The organism is Olleya sp. YS (assembly GCF_029760915.1).
Classification (GTDB): domain Bacteria; phylum Bacteroidota; class Bacteroidia; order Flavobacteriales; family Flavobacteriaceae; genus Olleya.
This window is the reverse complement of record NZ_CP121685.1, coordinates 147,947-172,256: the sequence shown is the minus strand read 5'-3', so window position 1 is coordinate 172,256 and position 24,310 is coordinate 147,947. Positions and strand designations below refer to the sequence as shown.

At 30.8% G+C, this 24,310-nt stretch carries 23 protein-coding genes; 12 read left to right on the top strand and 11 right to left on the bottom strand.

The window, feature by feature from the left end:
• Positions 1–121: 121 nt before the first annotated feature.
• A complete protein-coding gene (locus Ollyesu_RS00850; protein WP_279301928.1) occupies positions 122–1,333 on the bottom strand; it encodes an RsmB/NOP family class I SAM-dependent RNA methyltransferase in 1,212 nt (403 codons plus the stop codon).
• Positions 1,334–1,438: 105 nt separating this feature from the next.
• Between Ollyesu_RS00850 and Ollyesu_RS00845 the strand changes: the two genes are divergently transcribed.
• Positions 1,439–2,542, top strand: coding sequence for an oxidoreductase (locus Ollyesu_RS00845; protein WP_279301927.1), 1,104 nt, complete (start codon positions 1,439–1,441; stop codon positions 2,540–2,542).
• A gap of 33 nt (positions 2,543–2,575) precedes the next feature.
• Here the strand turns inward: Ollyesu_RS00845 and Ollyesu_RS00840 are convergent, their stop codons facing one another.
• From Ollyesu_RS00840 to Ollyesu_RS00810, 7 genes are all read right to left on the bottom strand, one after another.
• The gene (locus tag Ollyesu_RS00840) at positions 2,576–3,022 is read right to left on the bottom strand and encodes a hypothetical protein (RefSeq protein ID WP_279301926.1); all 447 of its coding nucleotides are present in this window, start codon (positions 3,020–3,022) and stop codon (positions 2,576–2,578) included.
• Between the two features lie 10 nt (positions 3,023–3,032).
• Positions 3,033–3,515 (bottom strand): hypothetical protein, encoded by a 483-nt coding sequence (locus Ollyesu_RS00835; RefSeq protein WP_279301925.1) that lies wholly within the window; start codon positions 3,513–3,515, stop codon positions 3,033–3,035.
• Between the two features lie 33 nt (positions 3,516–3,548).
• Positions 3,549–4,094 carry an RNA polymerase sigma factor gene (locus Ollyesu_RS00830; RefSeq protein WP_279301924.1) on the bottom strand — a complete coding sequence of 182 codons (546 nt, stop codon included), beginning with the start codon at positions 4,092–4,094 and terminating at the stop codon, positions 3,549–3,551.
• A 263-nt stretch (positions 4,095–4,357) separates the two neighbouring features.
• Positions 4,358–6,187 carry an ABC transporter ATP-binding protein gene (locus tag Ollyesu_RS00825; RefSeq protein WP_279301923.1) on the bottom strand — a complete coding sequence of 610 codons (1,830 nt, stop codon included), beginning with the start codon at positions 6,185–6,187 and terminating at the stop codon, positions 4,358–4,360.
• The gene (locus Ollyesu_RS00820; protein ID WP_279301922.1) at positions 6,188–7,918 is read right to left on the bottom strand and encodes a phospho-sugar mutase; all 1,731 of its coding nucleotides are present in this window, start codon (positions 7,916–7,918) and stop codon (positions 6,188–6,190) included.
• A 71-nt stretch (positions 7,919–7,989) separates the two neighbouring features.
• A complete protein-coding gene (locus tag Ollyesu_RS00815; RefSeq protein ID WP_279301921.1) occupies positions 7,990–8,943 on the bottom strand; it encodes a glycosyltransferase family 2 protein in 954 nt (317 codons plus the stop codon).
• A 36-nt stretch (positions 8,944–8,979) separates the two neighbouring features.
• Positions 8,980–9,510: a DUF4199 domain-containing protein gene (locus Ollyesu_RS00810; protein ID WP_279301920.1), complete on the bottom strand. Its 531-nt coding sequence runs from the start codon at positions 9,508–9,510 to the stop codon at positions 8,980–8,982.
• A 159-nt stretch (positions 9,511–9,669) separates the two neighbouring features.
• On the opposite strand from Ollyesu_RS00810, the gene Ollyesu_RS00805 reads away from it, so the two are divergent.
• The 4 genes from Ollyesu_RS00805 (at position 9,670) to Ollyesu_RS00790 (ending at position 12,849) form a co-directional block, all read left to right on the top strand.
• Positions 9,670–9,921: a type B 50S ribosomal protein L31 gene (locus Ollyesu_RS00805; RefSeq protein ID WP_279301919.1), complete on the top strand. Its 252-nt coding sequence runs from the start codon at positions 9,670–9,672 to the stop codon at positions 9,919–9,921.
• A 118-nt stretch (positions 9,922–10,039) separates the two neighbouring features.
• Positions 10,040–11,215, top strand: a complete 1,176-nt coding sequence (locus Ollyesu_RS00800; RefSeq protein WP_279301918.1) for a GlmU family protein — start codon at positions 10,040–10,042, stop codon at positions 11,213–11,215.
• Positions 11,216–11,311: 96 nt separating this feature from the next.
• Positions 11,312–12,028, top strand: a complete 717-nt coding sequence (locus tag Ollyesu_RS00795) for a lysoplasmalogenase (protein ID WP_279301917.1) — start codon at positions 11,312–11,314, stop codon at positions 12,026–12,028.
• Positions 12,029–12,132: 104 nt separating this feature from the next.
• Positions 12,133–12,849 (top strand): lysoplasmalogenase, encoded by a 717-nt coding sequence (locus tag Ollyesu_RS00790; protein WP_279301916.1) that lies wholly within the window; start codon positions 12,133–12,135, stop codon positions 12,847–12,849.
• Here Ollyesu_RS00790 and Ollyesu_RS00785 read toward each other — a convergent pair.
• Positions 12,836–14,464: an ABC transporter substrate-binding protein gene (locus Ollyesu_RS00785; RefSeq protein ID WP_279301915.1), complete on the bottom strand. Its 1,629-nt coding sequence runs from the start codon at positions 14,462–14,464 to the stop codon at positions 12,836–12,838. The genes Ollyesu_RS00790 and Ollyesu_RS00785 overlap by 14 nt on opposite strands.
• A gap of 132 nt (positions 14,465–14,596) precedes the next feature.
• Between Ollyesu_RS00785 and mtaB the strand changes: the two genes are divergently transcribed.
• The gene (gene mtaB / locus Ollyesu_RS00780; RefSeq protein WP_279301914.1) at positions 14,597–15,928 is read left to right on the top strand and encodes a tRNA (N(6)-L-threonylcarbamoyladenosine(37)-C(2))-methylthiotransferase MtaB; all 1,332 of its coding nucleotides are present in this window, start codon (positions 14,597–14,599) and stop codon (positions 15,926–15,928) included.
• Between the two features lie 41 nt (positions 15,929–15,969).
• On the opposite strand, the gene Ollyesu_RS00775 is transcribed toward mtaB, so the two are convergent.
• On the bottom strand, positions 15,970–16,266 hold the full coding sequence (locus Ollyesu_RS00775) for an N-acetyltransferase (RefSeq protein ID WP_279301913.1): 297 nt from the start codon (positions 16,264–16,266) through the stop codon (positions 15,970–15,972).
• A gap of 122 nt (positions 16,267–16,388) precedes the next feature.
• Between Ollyesu_RS00775 and Ollyesu_RS00770 the strand changes: the two genes are divergently transcribed.
• From Ollyesu_RS00770 to Ollyesu_RS00750, 5 genes are all read left to right on the top strand, one after another.
• Positions 16,389–17,048: an alpha/beta hydrolase gene (locus Ollyesu_RS00770; protein WP_279301912.1), complete on the top strand. Its 660-nt coding sequence runs from the start codon at positions 16,389–16,391 to the stop codon at positions 17,046–17,048.
• A 50-nt stretch (positions 17,049–17,098) separates the two neighbouring features.
• Complete coding sequence (locus tag Ollyesu_RS00765) at positions 17,099–18,028, top strand: lytic transglycosylase domain-containing protein (protein ID WP_279301911.1); 930 nt, start codon at positions 17,099–17,101, stop codon at positions 18,026–18,028.
• Positions 18,029–19,486 carry a cardiolipin synthase gene (gene cls, locus Ollyesu_RS00760; RefSeq protein ID WP_279301910.1) on the top strand — a complete coding sequence of 486 codons (1,458 nt, stop codon included), beginning with the start codon at positions 18,029–18,031 and terminating at the stop codon, positions 19,484–19,486.
• Between the two features lie 17 nt (positions 19,487–19,503).
• A complete protein-coding gene (locus Ollyesu_RS00755) occupies positions 19,504–19,878 on the top strand; it encodes a sulfite exporter TauE/SafE family protein (protein ID WP_279301909.1) in 375 nt (124 codons plus the stop codon).
• 100 nt (positions 19,879–19,978) lie between these two features.
• Positions 19,979–23,257: a T9SS type B sorting domain-containing protein gene (locus Ollyesu_RS00750; protein ID WP_279301908.1), complete on the top strand. Its 3,279-nt coding sequence runs from the start codon at positions 19,979–19,981 to the stop codon at positions 23,255–23,257.
• 8 nt (positions 23,258–23,265) lie between these two features.
• On the opposite strand, the gene Ollyesu_RS00745 is transcribed toward Ollyesu_RS00750, so the two are convergent.
• Positions 23,266–23,844, bottom strand: coding sequence for a DUF2892 domain-containing protein (locus Ollyesu_RS00745; RefSeq protein WP_279301907.1), 579 nt, complete (start codon positions 23,842–23,844; stop codon positions 23,266–23,268).
• Positions 23,845–24,053: 209 nt separating this feature from the next.
• On the opposite strand from Ollyesu_RS00745, the gene rpmH reads away from it, so the two are divergent.
• The gene (gene rpmH / locus Ollyesu_RS00740) at positions 24,054–24,215 is read left to right on the top strand and encodes a 50S ribosomal protein L34 (protein WP_028281753.1); all 162 of its coding nucleotides are present in this window, start codon (positions 24,054–24,056) and stop codon (positions 24,213–24,215) included.
• The last annotated feature ends 95 nt before the right edge of the window (positions 24,216–24,310 follow it).

Genomic DNA, 24,310 nt, shown 5'->3' with positions numbered 1-24,310 from the left:
GTAATTTGGGTTGTTATAAGTTGTTTGCAAAAGTACAATGCAACTATTTTAGTCTTTATTATTGAGGCAAATTTAATCTTTTTAACGATAAAATACGAATTTTATAGATGAAATACGTAAATTATTTCTTTTCCAGTAAAGCCATATAGAAACCATCGTATCCAGTTTCATGAGATAATATCTTATTATCTTTGACTAAAGAGAAGTCTTTTCCGAATTCTGACGCTAAGAATTTTTCGACTTGTTCTTGGTTTTCAGAGGGTAAAATAGAGCAAGTTGCATAGACTAATTTACCACCAGATTTCACCATTCTAGAATAGGTGCTCAAAATTTCAGCTTGTGTGTTTTTAATTCTTTCAATAAATTCTGGTTGCATTTTCCATTTTGCATCTGGGTTTCTGCGTAAGACTCCTAATCCAGAACAAGGTGCATCAATCAATACACGGTCTGCTTTGTCGTATAATTTTTTAATGACTTTGGTCGATTCGATATGACGTGGTTCTATATTATGTGCACCATTACGTTTTGCACGACGCTTTAATTCTTTTAGCTTATTATCGTAAATGTCTAAAGCAATAATTTGACCTTTATTTTGCATTATGGATGATAGATGTAAAGTTTTACCTCCAGCACCTGCACAAGTATCTACAACACGCATTCCTGGCTCTACATCTAGATATTCTGCAACTAGTTGTGAAGAAGCATCTTGTACTTCAAAATGTCCATTTTGGAAAGCTTCTGTTGTGAAGACATTTGCACGTTCTTTTAATTTTAGGGCATCAGGATATCCTTTAATATCTTCAGTTTCAATGTCTGAATCAAATAAATCTGCTTTTAGTTTTTCTTTAGTCGTTTTAAGTGTATTAACTCTTAAAATTACGTCAGCCTGTTGGTTTAGTGCATTAGCCTCTTTATCCCAAATGGTTTCGCCAAGTTCTTTAGCAGCCAATGCATCCATCCAATCTGGAAACGATTCTTTTATTTTTCTAACCTTAGAGAGCTCGTCAAAACGACCTTTAATTTTTCTAGTTGGTGTATTTTCAAAATATTTCCAATCTGGTAATGTAATCCCTTTTAAAGTTGCCCAAACTGCAAACATACGCCAGATGTCATCTCTGCTAAACGGTTCCTTAACTTCAGCAATTTCTGCATACAAACGTTTCCAACGTACAATATCATAAGTCGTTTCGGCGACAAATCCTCTATCACGACTTCCCCAACGTTTATCACGTTTAAGCAATTGTTGTACGACTTTATCTGCATAATGACCTTCGTTAAAAATAAGTAACAAGCCATCTACGGTTGCAAAGCATAAGTTTCTGTGTAAGCGCATTTTTTAAGTTTTAAAAGCGTGCAAAGGTACGTTAAAATGTTTATTTGTCAATTCGTTTAGTCGTTTATTCGTTGCGCTTTTTTACTTTTATAAAAATTTAGATTTATGAAAAAAACAGTTTTTTTCTTTCTTAGTCTTTTATTAATTATAGGTTTTGGAAGTTGCGGTATTGGAATCAATAAGTATAAACCTGTTGAAAATCCTGTGCAAAAACGTTTTTCGACAGTCGATATTGAAGCGCTTATTCAGGATTCAACATTAAATGTTAGAGCTCTTGAAGTTGTTGATTCTATTGGTTTTGCTTATTTAACTTCTAATGGTGAATTAGGTGCTTATTATAATAAAGAATTAAATTTTCCAAAAGAATTATTAGAAGCTTTTCCTGTAGCCATAACGTACGATACAATAACTCCAAATTTTAGAGCACTTGCAGTAACAGCAGAAAAAGGTTATGGAATTAGTATTGGTTCACCTGCTTTATTATTTAGCTTAGATGTGGATGTCGATAAGAATAAAGTTGTCTACCAAGAAAACCACCCAAAAGCTTTCTATGACTCCATGGACTTTTGGAACGACCAAGAAGGTATTGCAATAGGTGATCCAACAGACAATTGTATGAGTGTTATCATAACCAGAGATGGTGGAAACACATGGAACAAGCTGTCCTGTGATGACTTACCACAAGCTAAAGAAGGTGAAGCTGCTTTTGCAGCAAGTGATACTAATATTTCTATTGTTGGTGAAAACACTTGGGTAGCAACTGGAGGGAAGGCTAGTCGTATTTTATATTCTCCAGATAAAGGATATACTTGGCAAGTTTTTGAGACGCCAATCATACAAGGTTTAGAGACTACTGGTATGTATAGTATTGATTTTTATGACGAGTTAAATGGTTTTGCTATTGGTGGCGACTACACAAAAGCAGACGCTAATATTAAAAATAAAATTAGAACCACAGATGGTGGTAAAACATGGACTGTAGTGTCTGATGGAGCAGGACCTGGTTACAGAAGTTGTGTGCAATATGTGCCTAATAGCCAAGCAAAACAATTAGTAGCAATTGGCTTTAAAGGGATTGATTATAGTAGTGATGCTGGAAATAGTTGGACACATTTAAGTGATGAAGGCTTTTATACATTACGTTTTTTAAACGATAGTGTGGCTTATGCTGCAGGAAATGGTAGGATTAGTAAATTAACTTTCAAATAAAAAAGGAAGCTATTTAGCTTCCTTATTATTTAGTTATTCTCTTCTTGGTCGATCACCTCTTCGACCTCTAAACTCTTCAATCATTTTGCGTTTGAAAGAACGCTCTGCTTTAAACAAACTTATAACTTTAGTTGCTGGTAAAACAGCTAATAAATCGTTTACATATTTACTTTCAAGTTCTTGTTTTTGTTTTTCAGTGTTTAGCATGTTAAGTAACATTTTTTTGGCCTCATCTTCAGACAATTCATCAACATTTATTTCTTTTCTTTTGTCAAAAGACTCTTTTCTAAGCGTATTTAATTTCTCTTCGTGTGCATTGTAAATGGGCCAAAACACTTGCGCTTCTTTTTTAGTAAGGTCTAATTGCTCTGTAATATGTGCTATTTTTAAAGCTTTTAGTTTTTCTCTTTGATTATCGTTTTGAGCAAATGCACCAAAAGCAATCCATAAAAATAGTAATGTTATTATGTGTTTTTTCATGATCATGTGTTTATTCTTGATATAGCTCGTTTAAATCAATATCATCAATATAATCTTCTACATCTAATGAATTGTAATCTATAAAATCTGTTTGAGAGAGTTCTGAGTCTTCAATTAACAGATTAAGGTCGTGTATTTCTATTTCGTCTATAATGTAATTTTCTACTGTATCGTTATTTAATTTTGCTAAAGTGGGAGTGGTATCAAACACATTTAGGCTAAATAACAACACAATGGTTGCTGCAATACTTGACACAGATACCCATATTTTTTTTCTAAATATTGAAATAGTTTTTGGTTCTGATTTATTTAATTTCTGTAAAACAGAATGCTCAACTGTATCAAAATAGCTTTCAGGAATATTAAAACCACTTGTTTTTGGTAAAGCATTTGGTTGTATTTGTTCTAAAATATGGCCTTCTATTCCTTTAAAGTAATCTTTAGGAACTTTAAAACCTGACGTTTTAATTGTATTTAAGTTTTCTTTTTTCATTCTAATACTTAGACTAAAATAATATTAAAAAGTTTAATGGTCTTTTAAGTAGGCTTCTATTTTTTTAGCTGCTAAGTGGTATGATGCTTTTAAGGCACCTTCACTAGTTTCTAAAATCTCTGATAATTCGCTGTATTTTAATTCTTGAAAATACTTCATATTAAATACTAATTGTTGTTTTTCTGGTAATGTAGCAATTGCTTGTTGTAATTTTAATTGAATCGCTTCACCTTCAAAATATACATCAGACTGTAAGTTGTTAATCACTATGTCTTGTGTGTCTATACTATTACTATTTTTAAGTTTTGCATTTCTTTTAAGATGAGTTAGTGACTCGTTAGTCGCTATTCTATAGAGCCACGAGTATAATTTACTATCACCTTTAAATTTATCAATATTTTTGAATACTTTAATAAACGTGTTTTGTAAAACGTCATCTGCATCATCATGAGATTTTACAATATGTCTTATATGCCAATATAACCGCTCTTTATATAGCGATATTAAAATTTTAAAGGCAGCTTCCTTGTTAGAAACTGATTGTAGCTGCTTAACTAGTTTGGTCTCGTTGTCTGACATATTTTATATAAGACTCTAATTTAACAGAAAAGTTTAATATTAATTTATGTTATTATATGTTCCTGAAAAACAGATGATTATATTAAAAAATACCGTTTAAAGGTAGATAAATACGATAAAATGCATTTTTTTCTTGTTTTGTATGCTTTTTTATTATAAGTTTACATCGTAAAACATACTTATGTAGTTAGCCCCAAATCTAACTATTAACTAAAAAAAGGATAAGCAACTGCTTATCCTTTTTTGATTTGTTGAGGTTTTAATTATTCAAAACTTTGCATCTCTACCAGTTTTTTATACATCCCATTTTTATTGAGAAGCTCTGTATGTGTACCTTGTTCTACAATTTCTCCCTTTTGCATGACTATAATTTCATCTGCGTTTTGGATAGTAGATAATCTATGTGCTATAACAATAGAAGTACGGTTTTTCATCATGTTCTCTAATGCAACTTGCACTAAACGCTCGCTTTCAGTATCTAATGCAGAGGTAGCCTCATCCAAAATCATGATTGGAGGATTTTTAAGTACAGCTCTTGCAATACTTAAACGTTGTTTTTGTCCACCTGAAAAATTGTTACCTGCATCACCAACATTAGTTTCAATTCCATTAGGTAATTGACTAACAAATTCCCAAGCATTTGCAATTTTTAGAGCGTCAATAATTTGATCATCGGTTGCAGTTTGATCACCAATTAATATATTATTTTTGATGGTGTCATTAAATAAAATGGAATCTTGGGTAACTAATCCCATTAAATGCCTCAACGATTTTTTAGTGACTTGTTTAATGTCAATTCCGTCTACTTTAATGCTACCTTGATTAATATCATAAAATCTAGTTACCAAATTAGCAATGGTACTTTTTCCGCTACCAGATTGGCCTACAAGCGCAACAGTTTTACCTTTTGGTACTTTTAAACTAAAGTTTTTAAGCACATAGTCGTCATCATATTTAAATGAAATATTTTCAACAGAAACTTCTTTGTTAAATCCATCTAACACAGTAGCATTAGGTACATCTGCTAAGTGGTCTTCTTCATGTAAAATTTCGAAAACACGATCTGCTGCTGCTATACCATTTTTAACTCTGTAAGAGGCTTTGCTAATGGCTTTTGCTGGTGTTAAAATGGCGTAAGCTAATCCCATAAACGCTAAAAAGTCTGTGCCTTTTATAATATTTTCTATTAAAACTAATTGTCCTCCATACCATAATAAAACAGCTATAGTTGCGATACCAAGTACCTCACTTACTGGTCCTGCAAGGTTGTTTTTTAGACCAATTTTATTACTTAATTTAAGAATTTTGTCTGCTGAATTTTTAAAATTTGAAGTAAACGTTTGTTCTGCATTATAACCTTTAACAATTTTTAGACCTGTTAAAGATTCTTCTACTATTGAAATTAATTTGCCAGATTCTTGTTGCGCTTTTAACGAGTTGCTTTTTAAACTTTTTCCAATTCTAGAAATTAAAAATCCAGCTACAGGTATAAAAAATAGCACAAATAAAGTGAGTTTCCAGCTAAAGGTGAACATGAAAATTAAAGAAAATATGATGGTTGCAGGTTCTCTAATAACCAACTCTAAAGCAATGAAAAAAGAGTTCTGCATTTCGTTAATATCACCTAAAATTCTAGCCATAACATCTCCTTTTTGTCTTTTAGAATAGAAACTTAAAGGTAGATTTATAATTTTTTGGTACATGTCTTTTCTAAGGTCATTTAAAATACCATTTTTAAGGTACATTAAATGTTGCATAGATAAATAACCAAATAGGTTTTTAAGTAAAAAAGTAATTATTACCAGTGCAATTACTATAACTAATGCCATTTGCGCATTACCTTCTTGTAGATAACTACTTACTTTATAATTTAGTAACTGTTCTCCGTAGTTTTTAATATCAGCAATACCTTTCCACACAGGAGCTTCTGTGACAACCGTTGTTTTATCAAATAAAACATTTAGCATTGGTATTAACGATACAAATGCTAATGCGCTAAATAGCGCATATAATAAATTAAAAAGCACATTAAAAAAAACGTGCTTTTTAAACTTTTTTATAAATGGTAAAAGCTGATTTATTATTTTTTTCATTTAATCTAGTTGCATATCTTTAATGATAGCATCAATCTTGTTTTCCAATTTTTGTTCCGTAGCTTTAAATGCTGTCACATTGTCTAATGTGGTATTGACACTAATGTAAAATTTAATTTTAGGTTCTGTACCACTAGGTCTTAATGCTATTTTGCTTCCGTCTTCTGTGTAGTAAATTAATACGTTTGATTTAGGAATATCTATTGAAGTTGTAGTACCTTCAATAACGTTTTTAGCTTCAGATAATTGATAGTCTTCTATCTTGATAACTTTTGACCCATTAACTGCTGTTAGAGGGTTTTCTCTAGCATCAATCATCATTTGTTTAATTTCTTGAGCACCTTCAATACCTTTTTTAGTCATGGATATTAAACGTTCTTTATAAAACCCATTATCTACATAAAGTTGAATCAATTCTTTATAAAACGAACTACCATTTGCTTTGGCTTGCGCTGCAATCTCACATGCTAATAAGGCAGAAGTCACTGCATCTTTATCGCGAACAAAATCGCCAACCATATACCCAAAACTTTCTTCACCACCACCAATAAATTCTTGGTTTGGGTAGTCTTTAATCATTTTAGCAATCCATTTAAAGCCTGTTAGTCCAATTTTATAGTCTACTTGATACGCATCTGCAACCGCTTGCATCATTGGAGTAGATACAATGGTACTAGCTATAAATTGGTTACCATTGAGTTTATTGTTGTTTTTCCATTGTTTTAATAAAAAAGCGGTCATCATTACCATAGTTTGATTACCGTTTAACAGCAACATGTCGTTATTTAATCCTCTTACAGCAATACCAACACGATCACTATCTGGATCTGTACCAATTACGATATCACCATTAACTTTTTCAGCTAATTCTAAAGCCATCTTTAGTGCTTCAGGTTCTTCAGGGTTAGGCGATTGTACAGTAGGGAAATCACCATTAGGTTCACGCTGTTCTTCAACAATGTGGACATTGTTATAGCCTGCGCGTTTAAAGGTTTCTGGTATGGTTGTTATTGAGGTACCATGTAAGGAAGTAAACACAATGTTTAGATTGTTTTTGGCGTCTTTTGAGGTGTCAAAGCTTCCGTTTTTCACGGATGCATCAATAAAAACATCATCTACTTCTTGTCCTATATATTGAATTAATTTAGGATTAGCTTCAAATTTAATTTCGGCATAATCTAATGCATTTATTACATCAATAATTTCTGAATCTTGTGGTGGTACTAATTGTCCACCATCTTGCCAATAGACTTTGTAGCCATTATATTCTGGTGGGTTGTGTGATGCGGTTAAAACAATTCCACAATGACAATTAAGGTGTTTTAAAGCAAAAGACAATTCTGGAGTAGGACGTAAGTCTTCAAACAAATACACTTTTATGTTATTGGCAGAAAACACATCTGCAACTACTTTTGCAAGACTTTTACTATTGTGTCTACAGTCATATGCAATAACAACTTTTAGGTCTTCTCCAGGAAAGGTTTGATGCATATAATTACTTATACCTTGTGTATTTTTACCCAACGTATATTTATTAATTCTATTGGTGCCAATACCCATTACACCTCGCATTCCGCCAGTGCCAAACTCTAAGTCTTTATAAAAACTTTCTTTTAGCTCTGTTGGTTCTAAAGCAATTAAATGCTTTATTTGGTCTTGTGTGTCTTTATCAAAAGCAGGAGTTAACCAGGTGTTTACTCGTTTTAAAAGCTCAGGTTCTATATATCTCATATGTAATGATATTTAATAGCAAAAGTAAGCAATTGCAGAAATGTTAGTTATATACAAATAGTAAATTTGTTTTAGTCTTCTAAATTTAGCGATTCTTTAATTAAGTATCGCTTTTTATCTGTTCTTTGACGTAAAATGATTTCGCCTAAAAAACCTGCAACAAAAAATTGAGATCCTAAAATCATGGTGGCTAATGCTAAGTAAAATTGTGGTCTTTGTGTGATTAACCGACTATCTGGATTAAAAAATAATTTGTCAATACCTAAGTATAATGCAAAAATAAATCCCATTCCAAACATTATAACACCTAGTGCGCCAAACAAATGCATAGGTCGTTTACCAAATCTAGACAAAAACCAAATGGTTATTAAGTCTAAAAATCCATTAATAAAACGATCCATCCCAAATTTAGTAACACCATATTTTCTAGCTTGATGTTGGACCACTTTTTCGCCAATGTTAGAAAATCCAGCATTTTTTGCTAGCACAGGAATGTATCTGTGCATTTCTCCGTTAACATCAATGTTTTTAACCACGTTTTTGTGGTAGGCTTTTAATCCGCAATTAAAGTCGTTTAGTTTTACACCAGAGGTTTTACGTGCAGCCCAATTAAATAATTTTGAAGGTAAATTTTTAGTCAATTTATTATCAAAACGTTTCTTTTTCCAACCCGATACCAAATCAAAATGTTGCTTGGTAATCATGTTATACAGTTCAGGGATTTCTTCTGGATTGTCTTGTAAATCGGCATCCATTGTGATAATAACATCTCCTTTTGCTTGTGCAAAACCAGCATGAAGTGCTTGAGATTTACCAAAGTTTTTTAAAAATCGGATGCCTTTAACGTTGGTATCTTTGTCTTGAATCGATTGTATAATTTGCCAAGAGTTATCTGTGCTACCATCGTCAATAAAAAGTATTTCATAAGAAAAACCATTGGATTGCAAGACATTTGCAATCCAATGGTGTAATTCTGTTAGTGATTCTTCTTCGTTAAGTAGTGGTATGACTACTGATATATTCATAATTTAACTTGAAAATATATTTCAAATATAAAACTATTAAATGTCTTCGTTGGTTTTTTTCATTATTAATGATGCTATAAGACCAATCACACTATATATTACTAATTGAATAAATAAAGATTGTACTAAGCTTCCAATAGCAAATTGACTAGGCGCTTCTTCCATTTTTGTTACAGCTTCAGCAATATCGTCTTCTGGTGCATTAAAGCTTCTCATCATTTCTACAGAGGCTTCAATGATTTTTTCTTTTAAAGTTAAAGCAGCTTCGGGATCAATAAAATTAAATATAATAACGCTTACTATTGTACTAATTAAAATACCAATTAAAACCGTTATAAAATATGAAGTAAAAGCATCTTTAAAACTTATAAAACCATCAAGAGCAGATTTAGATTTAGAAATAGAAATAATTCCAAATATTACTATAGCTAAAAAAAGTGAAATTCCGACCCACCATTTGGTTAGTATTTCTAAATTCAACGCGTAGGCTAATACTGTAACACTGGCTAAGAGTATCCCTAGATAAAGTCCGTAATTAGTTGCAATGGATTTGACTGTTTTGTCCATAATTTAATGTTTTAGGTTAGTTAATATTACATTAGTATAAAAATACAATAAAACGTTACAATTTAGTGTATTAAAATTTTTTAATAAATAAGTTGTTGGTTTGTAAAAAATACTTAAATTTGCACCTCGAATTTAGTAAAGACCATAAAGCATTTAGCGATGAAAAAAGATATACATCCAGAAAATTATAGAATTGTAGCATTTAAAGACATGTCAAATGACGATGTGTTTTTAACAAAATCTACTGCAAATACTAATGAAACTTTAGAAGTTGATGGTGTTGAGTACCCATTAATTAAGATGGAGATTTCTAGAACATCTCACCCGTTTTATACAGGTAAGTCTAAATTAATTGATACAGCAGGACGTATTGATAAATTCAAAAATAAATACGCAAAATTCAAAAAATAATTTTAGCGTTAATCATATTTTAAAAGCCTTTCATTTTTATGAAAGGCTTTTTTGTTTCTTTTAATTAAGTTACTTTTGATTACAGAGCATTTAACCTTATTATTTTAATAGTTTTAAAATGAATTATATTTTATTTGATGGTCCAGTACGTAACCAACTACTACCTTTTACTTACACAAGGCCAGTAGCAGATATTAGAGTTGGTATTTTAACTATAAGAGAAAAATGGGAGCATCACTTGCAAACCACAACCACTACGGTTACTGAAGATTATCTATCTGATAAATTCCCTATGGTGGAAATGGAGGAGAATATTATGCTCAACGCATCCTATTTACCAAATAGTGAGTTGATAGAATTGGTAAAAGGACTTAAAAAAAACCAAGCTATATTTTGTGAAGAAGATGTGATTGCTTTTTATACTACCGAAGCACAAGAGGATATAGATTTTTCTACTTTTGAAGCCATAGAGTTTAATAACGATATTATTAAGATAGAACACACTTGGGACATTTTTTCTAAAAATGGTGAGGCTATCCAGCAAGATTTTGAGTTACTAACTAATGATAGAAAATCACAACCAATACCATCAAGTAACAATGTAATTGCACCAGAAAATATTTTTATAGAAGAAGGCGCAAAACTAGAATTTACTACTCTTAATGCTAGTTCAGGACCCATTTATATAGGTAAAGATGCCGAAATCATGGAAGGGAGTCTGGTTAGAGGACCATTAGCATTGTGTGACCATGCGACTTTAAAATTAGGTGCAAAAATTTACGGACCAACAACTGTTGGTCCGCACAGTAAAGTAGGAGGAGAGGTGAATAATTCTGTATTATTTGGTTATTCCAATAAAGGACATGATGGATTTTTAGGGAATTCTGTATTAGGAGAATGGTGTAATATAGGTGCAGATAGCAATAACTCTAACCTTAAAAATAACTACGTAGAAGTCAAACTTTGGGATTATCAATCTGGTCGTTTTGCTAAAACAGGATTACAATTTTGCGGTTTAATGATGGGAGACCACAGTAAATGTGGTATAAATACTATGTTTAATACAGGTACTGTTATAGGTGTTAATGCCAATATTTTTGGAAGCGGTTTTCCAAGAAACTTTGTGCCTAGCTATAGTTGGGGAGGTGCTTCGGGTTTTACTACTTACTTAACTTCTAAAGCATTTGAAGTTGCTAAAGTAGTTATGGCTAGACGCAACGTTGAATTTACGGTACAAGATGAAGCCATTTTATCTCATGTATTTGAAGATACAAAACAATATAGAAAAGAATAAGTTGCTTCTGGTAATCAATAAGATATAACTTTTTTTTGTTAAAAGTGTATTAGATTTTAGGTAAAAATTTTTATATTAGTTATCCCTAACACTAACATGAAAATACTTTTTAAAAAAACCTTTTATTTTTCTGTATTATACTTTTTGCTTTATTTAATAGATTCTTATTTTAAAAATAACGAGCATTTAATTACTTACAGATATATTTCCAAAACATTACTTAGTATAAGTTTACTAGTTTTTTATGTGATTAACACTAATCAAAATCATAATTTAAAAAAACAGTTAGTTATTGGTGCATTATGCTGTTTTATTGTTGGTGATATTTTCTTTATAACTGGAAATAGTGGTAATAGCTTACATTTTGTTATTGCTGCATTGTTGTTTATAATAGCAAAGGTTTGCTATTCTATTAGGTTTTTAAATAATGAAGATTTTGATATTTCTAAATTAGCTCCATTCTTACTGTTTTGTTTTTTGTATATGAGCATTATTATGTATATAGTTTATAACAATTTAGGTGATTTTTTTATTCCTCTGTTGTTATATTTGTTTGTCGTTATGATGTTGATGCAATTTGCCTATTTAAGAAAAAGCGAAGTCAACACAAAAAGCTTTTGGTTGGTTATTATAGGTGTTGTACTATCTATGGTAGCGGATAGTATTAACATACTTAAAATGTTTTATGATTCATCCATTGCTTACAATAAGATAACGGTAATGCTTTTTTATGGACTTTCTCAGTTTTTGATTGTTTTAGGAATATTAAATGAAACTAGTGAGAAAGAAAGTATGCAAATTATAGATTCATAATTATTTTTTAATCTAACCAATTATAAATCACTAGTAAAATCAAAAATAGTGCTATATTGTAATCCCTTAAATTTATAAACAAATTAATTTAGCGCCTACTTTAAATGCTTTCCTTTTTTAAAAACCAACTGTACGCTTCAATATTATTTTTTATTGTTTTAGGGATTGATATTTATGTCAAGCTTGGTGAAAATCCTTTACCAATTAGATACTTTACAAAATCTGTACTAATCATTATTCTTTTCTTATTTTATTTTTATAATCGAGACGAGAACAATCCGAAAAATAAATATTTCATTTTTGGATTATTATCGTTTTGGATAGGTGATATCCTTTTGTTATTGTATGAAACACCAATATTATATATGTCTGGATTGACATGTTTTATTATTGGTAAATTATTTTATTCTAAACGATTTTCGCATCAAAACGATTTTAACATAGCCAGTTTAATACCTTTTTTCGTAGTTATTTTTAGCTACATGGTAATTGTTATATTATATGTATATGATAATTTAGACGACTTCTTTTTACCAACTTTAGCATATTTATTTGCAGCGATGCTTATGGCTTTATTTGCTTATTTAAGAAAAGACTCGGTTAATAAGTCGAGTTTTTATTTAGTTATTTTAGGAATATTTTTTAGTATTATATCAGATACTATAGGTGTTTTACAATCTTTTTATAATCCTGATATTGCTTATCATAAAATAACTATTATGCTGTTTTACGCTTTATTTCAGTATTTAGTTGTTATAGGTTTGATTAAAGAAAAAACGTTGGATGATAAAACACTTGAAGATAACTTTATAAGGCTTTAATGTTTTTTTTGACCTGTTTTAACTCTAGCATATTTATAGGATTGCTACCTAATCCAGAAATGTTTTTTTGAGTAAACCGTATCACTTCATCATAATATAAAGGAACAACTGGTGCGTTTTTTAATACGATACTATCCATTTTTTTGTAAAGCTCAATCCTATTGTTAACATCAGTTTCAAAAAAAGTTTGCCTGTACCATTCATCAAATTGCTTGTTTGAAAAATGTGTGTAATTAGGTCCATTTGGTGCAAAATTCTCAGAATAAAATAGTGACAAATAATTTTGTGCATCAGGATAATCTGCTACCCAACTTGCTCTAAATACGTTTAATTTACCATTTGCTTTTCCTTCTTTTAATGTAGAAGCAGGTATAACATCTACATTAACTTTTAAACCAGTTTTTGTTAGTTCTCTTTGGATATACTCACAAAAATTAAGATAATTACTTGTTGTGGTTATGGTAATTTCTGGATTAGAATTACCAGTTTCGGCTTTATAATCTGCAATAAGCTGTTTAGCCTTTTCTGGTTGATAATTGTATCCAATAGTAGATTGGTAACCAGGTAGCCCTTTTGGAATAAATCCACCAGTTGCAGGTATCCCAATTCCATTACGCAGATAGGTCATCATTTTTTGTCTGTCAAAACCATAATTAACTGCCTCTCGGAGTTGCTTTGATTGTATTTCATTTAAATTAGACTCCATGAAAAATGCCAAATATTCCGTATTTAAATAAGGGCTCCTAATTAAATCAACAGTAGAGGTGTATTTATCTCTCAACTCACCTTTGGTCGTGATAATCTCATCTTGATATGACGCATCCAAGCTATTCAAAAAATCTAAATTCCCTTGTATAAATTGCATAAACTCACTTTGCTTATCAGGTAAAAAAGTAATAGAAACAGCTTCTAAATAGGGTAGTTTTACACCAGTTTTGTCTGTTTCAAAGTAATTTTTGTTTTTTCTAAAAACTAATTTGACATTTTCCTCCCAACGTTTAAATGTAAATGGACCTGTACCTATAGGATTAGATCTAAAATCACTTCCATAATATTCTGTTATTTCTTTTGGGACCACACTGCAATATTTCATAGTTAATAATCCTAAAAACGCTGGAAATGGTTGCTTTAATTCTATTCTAAATATACTATCATTCTCTGCCTCAAAACCTGCTACTTTATTGAATACCCAACGTCCAGACGAAGCTATCTTTGGGTCTAAAACTCGATTAAAACTATATTCAAAATCATAAGCTGTTACCTGTCTAGTCGAGTCTTTTTTAAATAATTCATGTTTATGGAAAAACACATCGTTTCTTAATACAAAAGTATAAGTTAATCCGTCTTCAGAAATTGACCAATCCTTTGCAATGCTTGGTTTTACCAATAAACTATCATTCATTTGTACCAAGCCATTAAATAATTGGTTTACAGCCCAAATATCTGCATTGTCTTTAGCGAATGCTGGATCTAAAGAGCCAATATTTTTATGTTCGTTATACCTAAAAACAAGATGGTCTCTATTGTTTTTAGTTGCTTTATTACAAGAATAAAACAGTAATACAAAAACTAGTAAATGTAAAACAATTGGTATACTTCTTTTAATAGGATTCATTAGAAGAGATTATAATATTAGCAGTGTATACAGCTTTTAGGGCTTAAAAAAAATGTGTAATTTTGCATTCGCAAATTTGTAATTAGACTAGGTAAATATAAACAATCTTACTTAGCATTAAAGTTATTTAAATTGAATACCAAAAAGAAAGTTGGCTTTTATACTTTAGGTTGTAAACTTAATTTTTCTGAAACATCAACAATTGCACGTTCCTTTAAAGAAGAAGGGTTTGATCGTGTAGATTTTAATGATGCTGCAGATATTTACGTTATCAATACATGTTCTGTTACAGAAAATGCGGATAAGCGTTTTAAAACTATAGTTAAACAAGCACAAAAATCCAATCCTGAAGCTTTTATAGTTGCGGTTGGGTGTTATGCACAGCTTAAGCCACAAGAATTAGCAAATGTAAATGGTGTGGATTTGGTATTAGGTGCTACTGAAAAATTTAAAATAACGGATTACTTAAATGATTTGTCAAAAAATGATTTAGGCGAAATACACTCTTGCGAAATTGAAGAAGCAGATTTTTACGTTGGTAGTTATTCTATAGGTGATCGTACCAGAGCGTTTTTAAAAGTACAAGATGGATGTGATTATAAGTGTACGTATTGCACAATACCTTTAGCTAGAGGGATTTCTAGAAGTGATACTTTAACTAATGTCTTAAAAAATGCTAAAGAAATTTCTGAACAAAACATTAAAGAGATTGTTCTTACTGGTGTTAATATAGGCGACTATGGTAAAGGTGAATTCGGTAATAAAAAACATGAACATACCTTTTATGAATTGGTACAGGCTTTAGATGATGTTGATGGTATAGAACGCCTTAGAATATCTTCAATAGAACCTAATTTGCTTAAAAATGAAACTATTGAGTTTGTTGCTAATAGTAATACGTTTGTACCTCATTTTCATATTCCACTTCAAAGCGGAAGTAATTCTATTTTAAAAGCCATGCGTCGTCGTTACATGCGCGAGTTGTATGTAGATCGAGTTAATAAAATTAAACAAGTAATGCCTCACGCTTGTATTGGTGTAGATGTTATAGTTGGTTTTCCTGGAGAAACAGACGAACATTTTTTAGAAACCTATAATTTTTTAAGCAACTTAGATATAAGTTATCTACATGTATTTACCTATTCTGAAAGAGCTAATACTGCTGCAGCATCATTAGAAGGTGTAGTACCAAAAAACATACGTTCTAAGCGTAGTAAAATGCTACGTGGTTTAAGTGCAAAAAAACGTCGTGCGTTTTATGAAAGTCAAATAGGATCAACTAGAAAAGTATTATTTGAATCCGAAAACAAAGAAGGTTACATACACGGATTTACAGATAATTACGTTAAGGTTAAAGCACCTTGGAATCCCGAACTAGTCAATACTTTGTATGAAGTACTGTTAACTAAAATTGATGATGATGGTTTAGTTAGATTTGAATTTTTAAAGGAATATTCGGCATAAAAAAACCGAAACTCTCGTTTCGGTCATTTAATTTTTTACTGTTAGATTCTTACGCCAACTGGTAATAATTTTTTGTATTGTCTATTTCGTCTAATAAATTTTGCAATTTCTGGACTTGTAGGTACAACACTTAAATTTCGTTCTTCAATATTTTCAAAAACAGTTTTTAAAAATTCTGCAACAAAATCATCATTGTTCAACGCTTCTGGAACAATTAATTTGGTTAAAAAAATCTTTCGTTCTTGTAAAGAGTATTCAATTTTAGCAAAATGATTATCAATTTTCAGTTCAAATTGACGTAAAAAATCATTGTCAACTAACTCAGCTGCATCAATCATAGTATAAAGTTTTAATAATTATTAAGGGAGTTTCAAAAATAGTACCAAACTATTTTATAGCTTTACCATGCAAATGTACGAAAAATTCTAATAGTAATACACTCAATTTTTGTTAAAACCTTATGAATCAGGAAGTAATACCAATATATTTAATGCCAGGAATGGCTGCTAATCCAACAATTTTTGAGCATATAAAATTACCAGAAGATAAATATAAAGTTTACTGGTTAGAGTGGAAATTACCTAAAAAGAACGAAACTTTATCTAGTTATGCTAGACGTATGTGTCAAGATATAAAACATGATAATCCTGTATTATTAGGTGTGTCTTTTGGAGGTATTTTAGTTCAAGAAATGAGTAAGCATATACCTTTAAGAAAATTAATAATAGTATCTAGTGTAAAAACTAAGCATGAGTTGCCTAAAAGAATGCAATTATTAAAAATGACTAAAGCGTATAAGTTTTTACCAACGCGATTACTAAGTAATATAGATTTATTAGCAAAATACGCGTACGGAAAAACAATTACTAAGCGCATAGAATTATATAAAAAGTACCTATCTGTAAGTGATAGGACGTATCTAGATTGGGCAATAGAACAGGTCGTGTGCTGGGAGCAAGATCAGCCTTTAGAAAATGTAATACACATTCATGGCGATAACGATATGGTTTTTCCGTTTTCTAAAGTTAAAAATTGTGTAACCATTAAAGGCGGAACACATATTATGATTATAAATAAGTATAAATGGTTTAATGAAAATTTACCAAAACTAATTGCTTAAAAAGAAGCGATTTAGATAATTTTTTTTAATTTTAGACAAAAGATAAGAAGATGAAGATAGTACAAAAAAGTTTAGCTATAGTTGGTTTAGCAGTCCTGGGAATGTTATTTATTAATGCCTTTCAAAACGCTCCAACTGATGAAAATTTCGAAAAGAAAATCATAAACGATTATAATGTATATGCCATACAAATGCCACCTTATTTAGAGTTTGCAGGCGAGGCTGTTCCACTTTCTAATCCTGATATTTATGAGCGTATGGATAGAGAGCTTTTAGTAAACACCTACTGGCAATCTAATGGCTTATTGATGTTTAAACGTGCCAAAAAATATTTTCCAATAATAGAGCCTATATTGGCAAAGCATGGTGTGCCTGACGATTTTAAATACCTAGCAGTCATAGAGAGTGGATTAACAGGAGCACGTTCTCCAGCTGGTGCAAGTGGGTTTTGGCAAATTATGAAAGCTACAGGACGTGAGTATGGGTTAGAAGTAAATGATAATGTAGATGAACGTTATCACCTTGAAAAAGCAACAGAAGTAGCATGTAACTATCTAAAAAAAGCCAAAGCTAGTTTAGGGTCATGGACTTCTGCAGCTGCTGCTTATAATGCAGGTAATTATGGTATTTCTAAGCGATTAGAAGCACAAAAGGTAAGTAGCTATTACGATTTGTTATTAGGAGAAGAAACAGGACGATACGTTTTTAGAATTATTGCTTTAAAAGAAATTTTATCAAACCCAGATAAATACGGTTTTAACTTTAGAGATAAAGATTTATATAATACAGTTCCTACCTATCAAGTAGCGGTTGATACTGCTGTAGCAGATTTTGCAAGCTTTGCTAAACAATTCGGAATTAATTATAAAATTTTAAAATTGCATAACCCTTGGTTAAGAGAGCCACATTTAAATAATAAATCTAGAAAACAATATTTTATTGATATTCCAAGAGAAGGCTTTTACCAAACTAACCCTTAAATGATACAGTTTTTAAAGGATAATTGGTGGACTATAGCAATCGTGCTAAATTATATATTAGCCATCATAGCAGTAACCACAATATTATTTAAATCTATAAACCCAACAAAAACACTAACATACATCATTGTATTGTTAGTGTTTCCTTTTTTTGGATTAATTGTATATTACTTTTTCGGTCAGGAATACAGAAAAAACAAAATATTTAATCGTAAGGATGTACTTAATGATAAGCTTATAAAGTCCATTAATGAAAAGCTAAAAATAGATCCAGAATCAATAGCTAAATATGAAGCTAATGCTGACGATGACCAAATTAGACTGATACAATTACTTCAAAAAAACGATAAATCTCCACTAACAAAGTATAACGATGTAGAGATTATAATTGATGGTGAAAATAAATTTGATAAGCTATTTAAAGATATAGAAGCTGCTAAGCAGCACATTCATATTGAATATTACATTTTAAAAGACGATAAAATAGGGACTAAATTTTTAGACTTACTCTGTCAAAAAGCAGAAGAAGGTGTAAAAGTTAGATTAAGTTTTGATGATGTGGGTAGTAAGATTTCTTCAAAAATGAAAAGTAAAATGAAGGATTCTAAAATTCAATTTCACGCTTTCATGCCAGTATTATTTCCAAGATTTACTGGTAAAATGAATTATCGTAACCATAGAAAAATAGTAATTATTGACGGAGAGGTAGGATATGTTGGAGGGATTAATGTCTCTGATACTTATGTAAATTACCCTGAAAATGAAAAATACTGGAGAGATACGCATTTGAGAATTGAAGGCGAAGCAGTTTTTTCTCTACAAACACAGTTTTTAACCAATTGGAATTTTGTGTCTGATAAAACTTTAGATTTAGATCACTCACTATTTCCTCAAAATAAAATAAAAAAGGTTCAACCTGTTCAAATAGCAGCAAGTGGACCAGATACAGATTGGGCAAACATTATGGAAGCTATATTTTTTGCTATTGTTACAGCAGAAGATTACGTGTATATAACCACGCCTTATTTTATTCCTAATGACCAGATTATTACCGCTATGCAAGTGGCTTCTAAGAGCGGTGTTGATGTACGGTTGTTGATTCCAGAAAAATCAGATTCTTGGACTGCTAAACATGCTACAAACTCTTATTTAGAACAATTACTAAAAGCAAATATTAAAGTGTATAGATATAAAAAAGGATTTATACATGCAAAAACCATGGTGGTTGACGATATTTTCACCACCATTGGCACTTGTAATATGGATTATAGAAGTTTCAATATTAATTTTGAAATTAATGCTTTAATCTACAATAAAGATAAAGCAAAACAAGCCAAAGCTATATTTAATGAGGATCTAGAAAATGCAGAGCTAATAGATTTTAAAAGATGGCAAAATAGGTCTAATATTACCATAATAAAAGAAGCCTATTGTAGGCTTTGGGCTCCATTATTATAATTAAAATGAAAGTAACAATGAGTTTTACAACATTACTATTATTAATAATCATAGGATTATTAGCAGGTTTTTTTAGCGGAATGTTTGGGATTGGAGGTGGAGTAGTTATGGTACCGCTAATGGTGTTTTTGTTAAGTTATACTCAATATCAAGCACAAGGTACAAGTCTTGCTGTTTTAGCAGTTCCAGTAACACTTTTAGCTGCTTATACATATCATAAAATTGGAGAAGACCCATTAAATTGGAAATATGCTTTAATTATAGCAATAACATTTATAGTTGGTGGTTTTTTAGGGACAAAAGTGGCTCTAAACATTAATGAAAGTTTCTTAAAAAAGATATTTAGCGTCTTGCTTGTTCTAGTGGCTGTTAAAATGTTTTTTAGTAAATAATATTAAATTTAGTAAAAAATAACATTTGAGGTAAGTACATTTACAACTGTATTAGCTATTTAATCGTATATTTATAAGTCACTAATAGAGTTAAAGTAAAGTGCTAAATACCTCAAAAATATTATTTGAAAAAAAAAGACTGAGAGCTTTTTTTACTTTCATTATTCTATTAGTAAATGGACTTTGTTATTCTCAGCTTTCAGACTTTAATTTAACCGTTACTGCTACTAACCAAACGTGTACAGGTAATGGTGCTTTACAAATGTCTGTATCCAACACATCTCCTGGCTCAACTATAATTTATACACTGTTTTTATTACCAGATACAATAAATCCAATTGCAGAGACTTCAGAAAATATTTTTAACAGTCTTCAAGCTGGAAATTACAGTGTTGTAGCCACTCAAATTTTAAATAATGAAGAAAACACGCAACAGCAAGATATTTCTATTGATGATTTAACTACAGAATTAGACTACCAAGTGTCACATACTACGACAACAGATTGTGATCCTGAAGGAACAATAACAGTGAATATCTTGTCAGGAAATGCTGTTTCATTTGAAATTATTTCGGGTCCTGTGACAGTAAGTCTTCAATCTTCAAATGTATTTTCAAACCTTCAAGCTGGAACCTATATTATTAGAGTGTTTGATGATTGTGATAATGCAGTTTCAAAGACCTACACCATGGTTTTAAATACTAATAATTTTAGTATATCAAATGTAACTCTACCAATAACTTATAACAGTTGTGATGAAGTCGATATGTCTAATAATATTATAGCTTTTGAAGGTTACCCAATTATATATCCTTTGTTAGTGACATATACAGTTATACCACCAGATGGTTCACCCAATATTATAATAACTCAAAACATCCCTTCTGGACCTCCAGAAGGGATCACTATTAACCAAATAATACCACTTTTTGGGACAGATGAATTTATTGTCAATATGCAAATTACGGACTCTTGTAATAACTTATTTGAAGTCAATCATCCCATTAATCCAAACCCAAAAGTTAATTTATTCAAAGAGGAAGCCTCTTGCGGAGAGTTCTTGAATATAAATATCGAAAATTATGTTCCGCCATACACTATAAATTTCACTTCTTTTCCTTCGGGATTTAATCCATCAAATTACAATGTAGATTACCCTGGTCCATACACAGAAGCTACGACAACTTTTGGTGATGAAAGTAATTTATTGCCTTTAGGAACCTATAGCTTAGATATAACTGACGAATGTGGTAGAGTAGGAAGTAGTACTATTACTGTTGAAGAAATTCTGGTGGAGCCAATAGTAAATACTAGTAATAGTGGCTGTTCTACATCATCTGGTTTTATTAGTGTAAATGTGTCAAATAGAGAATTAGTTTCTGCAATTATTATTGCTGCTCCAGCAAATTATAGCCAACCTTTACCTTATAATGTTAGTGCTTATATTGATAATGGTATATTTTCAATTCAAGACAATATTATAACAGGAAATTATACTTTGTTAGTAACAGATGATTGTGGAGTAGAGTATACTATTGAAGCACCAGTACCAGATTTTGAATTCCAAGAATTAAACACATTAACATTACCTAATTGTGAGACTCCAACTGGCTCTTTAAATCTATCTAGCAATCATGGAAGTTTGACCTCTGCGGTTATTACTTCTGCACCAGCAACAATAAATCAAAACCTTCCGCTTGATGTCAGCTCCAATATAAACGATTCTGGTAGTTTGTTTATAAGCGAATTGCCTATTGGTAATTATAGTATTGAATCGACAGATGAATGTGGGTTTCAGTATTCTACTAATATTACTATTAATAGTTATTCAAGTAATCCAGGTATTTATGCACTGTCTAGAAATTGTGGCTCGTTTGATGTGACAATAAATGATAATGACGAAAGTACAATGAATCAAACCTATTGGCTTCAAAGATTAAATCAAGACACTAATATTTGGACACATCCAAATACAGGTATTGAGTATATCGAAGATCAAATACCAGATACGACAACTGCTATACAAATTGAAAATTCAGAAACACTTTTTAATGTATTTCTAACTGGAGAATTTAGATTAATTAAAGTATTTCAGCCTTTAAATACAGCTAATCCAGATGTTTTTTGTCTTGATGTTTTTGCAAATTTCACCATCTTTTCCGACTTAGTAATCTCTGGAGTATATAATTTAGATTGTACAGGAGGATCTGATAATAACGATGTCATAGTTGATGTAATAGGTGTAGAACCTTTCAATTTTAGTATACTTGCTCCAAGTAACATTGATAATGGAAATAATAATACGTTTTCAGATTTAGCTCCAGGTACCTATGAAATTAGAGTGGAAGATTCTTGTGGAAGTATTGAAAATATTATTATTAATCTTGAAAATTTATTACCGTTAGCAAGAGCAAATACACCAGAAAATATGTCAGTCTGTAGGGATGATTTAATTGAGGCAGATGTATTTACATTAACAAGTCAAAACGCTCAAATATTAGGTAACCAAAACCCAAATAACTATAATGTAACCTATCATCTTAGTCAAGAAGATGCCAACACAGGTGACAATCCGTTGCCAGATTCTTATTCTAATATCACTAATCCACAAACCATTTATGCTAGGGTGTTTCATGATAACCTAATAGTATGTTATGCAACTACTTCTTTTCAGATTTTTGTTGGACAAACTCCAGTTTTAAGTCCAGAAACATCAAGCTTTATATGTCCTGAAGATACTGTAACCTTAACAGCAGATTCAGGTTTTGATAATTATTTATGGTCAACAGGAGAAACTACTCCATCCATTGTAGTTAATCAAGCAGGAACCTATCAAGTCACAGTTATCAATAATTACGGAGTTTTTGATTGTGAAACCTCAAAAGAGTTTGTGGTTATTAGTTCTGAGCCAGCAATTATTCAGGAAGTAGTCACATTAGATTGGACTACTACTGAAAACACGATTACTATACTAGTTACTGGATTAGGAGAATATCAATTCTCTATAGACAATATTACTTACCAAACAGATAATACGTTCTCTAATTTATCACCAGGGGATTACACAGTTTATATTAAGGATTTAAACGGTTGTGACACAGTAGCACGAGAGGTATATTTATTAAATTATCCACGTTTTTTTACACCTAATGGTGATAATGAAAATGAAGTATGGCAAATAAAATTTTCTAATTCCGAACCAGAATTACAAGTGGTTATTTTTGATAGGTATGGAAAATTAATCACAAAATTTGGAAGCCAAGACACAGGTTGGGATGGAACCTATAATGGTCTAGATATGCCAACTAATGACTATTGGTTTGAAGTAACAAGAGCTAATGGAGCTGTTTATAAAGGGCATTTTACCTTAAAAAGGTAAATATCTTATTATCTACCACGTCTTTTTTGTGCGCGTAAAGATCCACCTTGACCATAATGTTGTTTTGGTGCTTGGGCACGTTTCATGTTATCTTTCATCATTTTAATTTGTTCCGTTAACATGCCTTGTTTGTCTAATTTTTGGGCTTCAGCTAACAATTTTGTAGCTTCTTGCTTTCGTCTTTTAGACATAGCAACGCCAGCTAAATTAAGTTTTACCATAGCCATATCATGGTCCATAGATAATCCCAACTGTTCTGCTTTTCTAAAATAACGCTCAGCTTCATTCATGTTGTCTTGAGAGACCATAATCCCGTTTAAAAAATTATAATACCCTTGCTGTTTTCTAACTAGAGCAGTTTCTGGGTTTTTAATTTTATCTAACCATTTTTTAGCACCAGGAAAATCTTGCTTTCTTAAGCGTAAAAAGGCAAGTAAAATAAATTCGTTTTTAAAGTATAAGAACAAAAATATCAGTGACAAAAAGATAAACATAATCCCATTTCCTATCTCTCCTTCAGTAAATTGCCAAATGGCTACTCCAAATATTCCGATTGCTAAAATTAATTTTATTACTTTATTGTACATTTTTTAAAGTTTAAAAGTCTTGTATTACTTGATTTTTCACGTTTTTAAACGTTTTTTTAATTGGAGTACAAAGAAACTAAAAATTTCTTTAAAAATATTTTTAAAATTAGGTTTGTCAAATAAAAAACCCTTTGTATATTTGCGCTCAGTTTTAGAGAAAGACTAAAGCACTAAAATATTTACTATAAAGATTTTTAAAATATAAGACAATGCCAAAAAGAACGTTTCAGCCATCAAAAAGAAAGAGAAGAAATAAACATGGTTTTAGAGAAAGAATGGCTTCTGCTAATGGTAGAAAAGTATTAGCGCGTCGTCGTGCTAAAGGAAGAAAGAAAATATCTGTTTCATCTGAAACTAGACATAAAAAATAATGATTAACAATTGTTAATATTTTAAAGGCGTTACTTAGGTGTAACGCCTTTTTTTGTATTTAAGATTACCCTATTTTTGATAACATAAAAACCAG

Coding starts and splice junctions, on each gene's coding strand:
- Ollyesu_RS00850 (WP_279301928.1), bottom strand. CDS start 1,333: ATGCGCTTACACAGAAACTTATGCTTTGCAACCGTAGATGGCTTGTTA.
- Ollyesu_RS00845 (WP_279301927.1), top strand. CDS start 1,439: ATGAAAAAAACAGTTTTTTTCTTTCTTAGTCTTTTATTAATTATAGGT.
- Ollyesu_RS00840 (WP_279301926.1), bottom strand. CDS start 3,022: ATGAAAAAACACATAATAACATTACTATTTTTATGGATTGCTTTTGGT.
- Ollyesu_RS00835 (WP_279301925.1), bottom strand. CDS start 3,515: ATGAAAAAAGAAAACTTAAATACAATTAAAACGTCAGGTTTTAAAGTT.
- Ollyesu_RS00830 (WP_279301924.1), bottom strand. CDS start 4,094: ATGTCAGACAACGAGACCAAACTAGTTAAGCAGCTACAATCAGTTTCT.
- Ollyesu_RS00825 (WP_279301923.1), bottom strand. CDS start 6,187: ATGAAAAAAATAATAAATCAGCTTTTACCATTTATAAAAAAGTTTAAA.
- Ollyesu_RS00820 (WP_279301922.1), bottom strand. CDS start 7,918: ATGAGATATATAGAACCTGAGCTTTTAAAACGAGTAAACACCTGGTTA.
- Ollyesu_RS00815 (WP_279301921.1), bottom strand. CDS start 8,943: ATGAATATATCAGTAGTCATACCACTACTTAACGAAGAAGAATCACTA.
- Ollyesu_RS00810 (WP_279301920.1), bottom strand. CDS start 9,510: ATGGACAAAACAGTCAAATCCATTGCAACTAATTACGGACTTTATCTA.
- Ollyesu_RS00805 (WP_279301919.1), top strand. CDS start 9,670: ATGAAAAAAGATATACATCCAGAAAATTATAGAATTGTAGCATTTAAA.
- Ollyesu_RS00800 (WP_279301918.1), top strand. CDS start 10,040: ATGAATTATATTTTATTTGATGGTCCAGTACGTAACCAACTACTACCT.
- Ollyesu_RS00795 (WP_279301917.1), top strand. CDS start 11,312: ATGAAAATACTTTTTAAAAAAACCTTTTATTTTTCTGTATTATACTTT.
- Ollyesu_RS00790 (WP_279301916.1), top strand. CDS start 12,133: ATGCTTTCCTTTTTTAAAAACCAACTGTACGCTTCAATATTATTTTTT.
- Ollyesu_RS00785 (WP_279301915.1), bottom strand. CDS start 14,464: ATGAATCCTATTAAAAGAAGTATACCAATTGTTTTACATTTACTAGTT.
- Ollyesu_RS00775 (WP_279301913.1), bottom strand. CDS start 16,266: ATGATTGATGCAGCTGAGTTAGTTGACAATGATTTTTTACGTCAATTT.
- Ollyesu_RS00770 (WP_279301912.1), top strand. CDS start 16,389: ATGAATCAGGAAGTAATACCAATATATTTAATGCCAGGAATGGCTGCT.
- Ollyesu_RS00765 (WP_279301911.1), top strand. CDS start 17,099: ATGAAGATAGTACAAAAAAGTTTAGCTATAGTTGGTTTAGCAGTCCTG.
- cls (WP_279301910.1), top strand. CDS start 18,029: ATGATACAGTTTTTAAAGGATAATTGGTGGACTATAGCAATCGTGCTA.
- Ollyesu_RS00755 (WP_279301909.1), top strand. CDS start 19,504: ATGAGTTTTACAACATTACTATTATTAATAATCATAGGATTATTAGCA.
- Ollyesu_RS00745 (WP_279301907.1), bottom strand. CDS start 23,844: ATGTACAATAAAGTAATAAAATTAATTTTAGCAATCGGAATATTTGGA.
- rpmH (WP_028281753.1), top strand. CDS start 24,054: ATGCCAAAAAGAACGTTTCAGCCATCAAAAAGAAAGAGAAGAAATAAA.